5 protein-coding genes are annotated in these 4,219 nt (G+C 45.9%); all 5 read right to left on the bottom strand.

The features are described from left to right. Nucleotides 1-123 precede the first annotated feature (123 nt). The 5 genes from ACFOSE_RS07945 to ACFOSE_RS07925 all read right to left on the bottom strand — a co-directional run bounded on the left by ACFOSE_RS07945 (nucleotide 124) and on the right by ACFOSE_RS07925 (nucleotide 4,079). On the bottom strand, nucleotides 124-813 hold the full coding sequence (locus ACFOSE_RS07945) for a PoNe immunity protein domain-containing protein (RefSeq protein ID WP_380432272.1): 690 nt from the start codon (nucleotides 811-813) through the stop codon (nucleotides 124-126). Nucleotides 814-822: 9 nt separating this feature from the next. Then, on the bottom strand, nucleotides 823-2,019 hold the full coding sequence (locus tag ACFOSE_RS07940) for a hypothetical protein (RefSeq protein ID WP_380432270.1): 1,197 nt from the start codon (nucleotides 2,017-2,019) through the stop codon (nucleotides 823-825). Between the two features lie 47 nt (nucleotides 2,020-2,066). After that, nucleotides 2,067-3,128 (bottom strand): T7SS effector LXG polymorphic toxin, encoded by a 1,062-nt coding sequence (locus ACFOSE_RS07935; protein ID WP_380432268.1) that lies wholly within the window; start codon nucleotides 3,126-3,128, stop codon nucleotides 2,067-2,069. After that, nucleotides 3,128-3,334, bottom strand: a complete 207-nt coding sequence (locus ACFOSE_RS07930; protein WP_380432267.1) for a hypothetical protein — start codon at nucleotides 3,332-3,334, stop codon at nucleotides 3,128-3,130. Before ACFOSE_RS07930 ends, ACFOSE_RS07935 begins: the two co-directional genes overlap by 1 nt. A 316-nt stretch (nucleotides 3,335-3,650) precedes the next feature. Continuing rightward, entirely contained in the window at nucleotides 3,651-4,079 is a 429-nt protein-coding gene (locus ACFOSE_RS07925) for a hypothetical protein (protein ID WP_380432265.1), read from the bottom strand. Nucleotides 4,080-4,219 lie beyond the last annotated feature (140 nt).

The following is a 4,219-nucleotide window of genomic DNA, read 5'->3' as shown; positions in this document are numbered from 1 at the left end:
CTTGAGCTTCTTGACCTCTTCTTCCGTATATCCATTGGCCTCGGTCAGCTGCTGCCTGAGGTTTTTGACTCACGACCCTACGAAAAATAAGCTCAGACCTTAGCCCGAGCCTATTATATCATACTAATGGTCCTTTTGAACCAATAAGTCATAAGGGAAATAATCCAAGTCCTTCAGGCGCTCGTCATAAATTCCGCGGATTTTACAGAGGGCCGCTGTGTCAAAAGACCAGTAGCCGTAGTAGGCATCTTCTGTCTTGTGCGTGTCGTACCAAGCCGCCTCTGAATGGGCATAATACCAGAACTTCTGCGCTTCAATGACAGAGTCAGCCGTATCCCCCATCAAATTGAGATACTCCAAATGCGAGTGGTAATTGACCCTTTCCCCTCGTAATAAATACATGGCCAAAAATTCAATATAGTCCTCTTGCAATTGTTCTCCTTCACCTACGAAGGTCATGTACTTATTGAAAAGCTTCTCAATATCTTCTATAAACTCCTCTTTTCGGTCTTCAAAGAGAACAGCTAGAGAAAGGTAGTCTATGATACTATAAATATTACCCTTGCGTTCATAAAACATTTGGTAATAATATAAACTGATTTTAAACCATTTGAAGACCTCTTCATGAGGTAATCCAAGAGAGCAACTGATAGTCACTATTTTTTTTGAATATCCTGACTGAAAAAGATAGAACCTATGGACTCTACTTTCATTTATATTTGACTTCATTGCCTCAAATTCATCAAATGCCTTAATATTAAACTTCAGGCTTTTTTTAAAATACTCTTCATTTTTGTATTTATCTCTGAACATTTATAGTCCTCATTTCATTTTTTGAGCCGCATCATTAAGCTGGTTAATGGTAATATCGCCGTTGGCTTTAACATTAAAAAGGTTACTCTGGACATCGCCGTCTCCACTAAGCATAGACTTACGAATTTTTATCGCATGCTCTTCACTAATCGCATCATCCAGACGGTTATCTATCCAGTCAATATCCATCTGATCCGTACCATCTGCCAAGCCTTTACTCAGCCTTGCTGTGTTATACTTTGCTTCCGAGATAATATAAGGTGGGTGGCCATCTGGATTGTAGTAAACCCCATCAATGCCCTGATGACCAGGGCTATCAAGACTGGTCACCATGTCCTTGCTGATACGCTCGTAGCCAAACTGGCGGTAGTACTCATCTTGAACGATTTCACCATAGTTACCCTTTGCCAGATTGGTCGAAAGCTGCACCTCGCCAGTATCCAACTGGTGAAGGACTTTTTGCTGGGCAATTTCGTCCATGCTATGTACTTCGGAAGTAACTGGTCTATTATTAGCCAACATATTGGTGTGGAGATCATCCATATGGCTTTCCCACTGGGTTCCTTCCCAATGGGGATTTGCTGATGAACCTGTCACTTCCTCAGCTCGTCCTAAGTCCCCAGCCTCATCTAGCTTGCCAGCCACACTGCCAACCTCTTCGGCTCCGGCTCGGCTAATCTCCTGAACCTGGCCGAGGGTGGAGAGGCTCTCACCCGTTTCAGCAGCCACACTGATATCGCCGCCCGCTGTGGCCAGCTCTGGGCCATACCGTAAGGCAGACCCAAGGTCCTGCAGCTGCTCACCTACAGTGCCTGCGACTCCTTGGACTGGACCGACCGGTTCGGCTGCTGCCCTCGCTGCGGTATAGAGCTCTTGCATCCCCTCCTCAAAGGAGCGGAGCTTCCCCGCATTGGTCAGCTCATCCCCAAAACCAGCCACCTCGGATAACCCTTCCAGTACTCTGGCACCTTCGGCAGCCTTGTCCAAATCATTGAGAGCCTCAGTCCCTTCAGCCGCCTTTGAAGCCAGATTAGCCGCCTCGCCCGCTTCCCCGGCCTTAACCCAGGGAAGCACCAGCATTCCAATCTCAAAAGCTGCCCGGCCTGTCGCTTTCGCCGGATCCTCCTTAAAGGCTTGGCGAATCTCCTTGCCCGTGTGTGCCCAGAATTGTTTGGCCAGCCGAGCATCACCAGTCAGCTCATTCATAAACCGCCCCTGCCAAGTATCGCTCGGAGACTGAATACCCGCGTCAGCTAGAGTCGCATACAGCTGAATATTTTGGGCGACGGTCCCCAGCAGCAGCTTCCCAGCTCCCTTCGTGCTGGCCCAAGCCCCAGTGAGATCGGCCTTCTCCCAAGCTTGCGCTGTCCCGTCTTGGACATGCTGGGCCTCGATTTCCAGCTGGATAAAGTTGGCGCCCCTTCAGCAACGCCATCCAGAAGGGTAACAGCCCCCTCTAAAGCGCCGACAACTGCTTTATCCAAGATAGTCCCTTTCTTGGCATCGGCCTCTAAGCCTGCCACCGCCCAGTTCTTCAGCCCGCGAAAGAAGTTTTGAATCGGGTGGTGCTTCTTCCAATCCGCCTCCTTCTTCTTGGCCACCTTCTCGGCTGCTGCTTTAGCTTCTTTTTCCGCCTTCTTGATGGCGGCTTTAATTTGCGTGTCGGACTTGTGGATAGCCTCCCCAAACTGGGCATTCCCCACAAACTGGCTGTAGGTCGGATCCGTATAGGCCAGCCCGGCGATTTGTTGGAGGTAGCCTAATACCGTACTGTCCGCCTCCAGCAGACTTTCTGTACTGCTGGCTGACTTGGCACTGTCAAACTGGTTGACCCACTGAACCGTATAGGTCAGCACCTTTTTGGCATTGTCCGATTTGCGGTCATAGTGGCTCTTGGGCGGATCCAGCTGGACAATATCGGAAATACCATCATAGATGGTGGCGATTTTCTTCTCCAGATTGGTGTGGGCCGTCTTCTTATGGTCCAACTTGGTCCCCAGCTGAGTCAGGTAATCCTCATCAAGGATGGCCCCGTCATTGGTTTCCTTAACCGTGGTCTGAAAGTCACTCACCGCCTGCGAAAATTCACTGGGCAGCAGCGTCAGAGCATCCATCATAGAGACCGCCAAAGCCGCGTCGTAGTTATTCAGTTGGTTGTAGATCACTTCGCCGGTCTGGCCGTACATGGCTCCCGACTGGATAATCTTATTGGTCGCCTTCTTGGCCCCTTCCAGGTCTGTGCTGGTCGCCTTGGCTTCCTTTTGTAAGGTCTCCAGGTGGCGTTTGACCTCAGCCATCTCGACATGAAATCCCATTAGCTGTCCTCCTCTTGACTGTCATTCAAACGGTAATAACTCAGAGCCTCATCGTGACTCATAAAAGCCGTTGAGCGCTGCAGATGAGCGATTTGCGCCTCGCGCAGCATCTTAGCTGTCCGCTTTTCCCATCGGTCATCATTATAGCCCAAGGCCACCACACGGTCGATCATCAGGTTGGACACGCAGATTTGCGCACTGCCCAAGGATTCCCCGAGCGGCCAGAGTAATGAATAAAAGAAACCTAAGCTAGATGCCTAGGTCTACTTAGGGAATTACTCCTGCACCAAAAGGTCATATAGATTGCGATTCTCTTTCTTTCAGATAAGGTAATGTTATCCGCTAAAATATTTCTAAGATCATCTAAATACTCTAATTGAATATTTACACCATTTATATGATATTTATAAATGGTGTCAGTGAGTGTATCAATTGCTCCCATGATATCCTTAACATTCATATTTAGACTTTTTTCACTGTGAAATTGCCCTTGAAATTCTACTCAATAAATTAAGATAATGCTTAATGTTCGTTTTCATACCAGATAGAGTATTTAGGATTAATTTTACCCAATAATTCTTTCTCATATTGATATCTTTTCTCTTTCATCTTTTTAACTAATTGATCAATTTTATCAAACGCATGATTATTGATTAATTCTTTGATTTCAAACTCATTAGTCCCTTCTATTTTTTCAGATGAGATAGTTTGCACTACAACTTTTAATAACCTATAATCTACCTCATCAGCAGTTAAACCAATAACTTCAGATGTTACTTTTCCGCGTTCAGTAAAAATCAAATTATAGTTTCCATTTTTATTCTCAACTACATTTATTCCCTCGGGAAAATAAGGTGGTTGAGACAAAAAATATATCCCCAAATTCGATAAATTAATGTTTTCAATTTTAAAAACTTCGTTTTCAATTTTATTTTGTAACTCTGCTAGCATAATTTACCCCTTATTAATTTTACTCGTGGTGCTAGTTGATTTTCAACGACAATAAAAAGCCCAAAAGGACTATACTGTAAGTGACAAAACAAACAGGAGGTAGTCCTAATGAGCCACTTACAGTATACCGCTAAATCCCA

The organism is Streptococcus dentapri (assembly GCF_042649885.1).
Taxonomy (GTDB): domain Bacteria; phylum Bacillota; class Bacilli; order Lactobacillales; family Streptococcaceae; genus Streptococcus; species Streptococcus dentapri.
The sequence above is the reverse complement of the archived record's forward strand: the minus strand, read 5'-3'. Positions and strand labels throughout refer to the sequence as shown.

What these genes read in the sequence shown, in the direction of transcription:
- ACFOSE_RS07925 (WP_380432265.1), bottom strand. Translation starts at nt 4,079, where the DNA reads ATGCTAGCAGAGTTACAAAATAAAATTGAAAACGAAGTTTTTAAAATT.
- ACFOSE_RS07935 (WP_380432268.1), bottom strand. Translation starts at nt 3,128, where the DNA reads ATGGGATTTCATGTCGAGATGGCTGAGGTCAAACGCCACCTGGAGACC.
- ACFOSE_RS07940 (WP_380432270.1), bottom strand. Translation starts at nt 2,019, where the DNA reads ATGAATGAGCTGACTGGTGATGCTCGGCTGGCCAAACAATTCTGGGCA.
- ACFOSE_RS07945 (WP_380432272.1), bottom strand. Translation starts at nt 813, where the DNA reads ATGTTCAGAGATAAATACAAAAATGAAGAGTATTTTAAAAAAAGCCTG.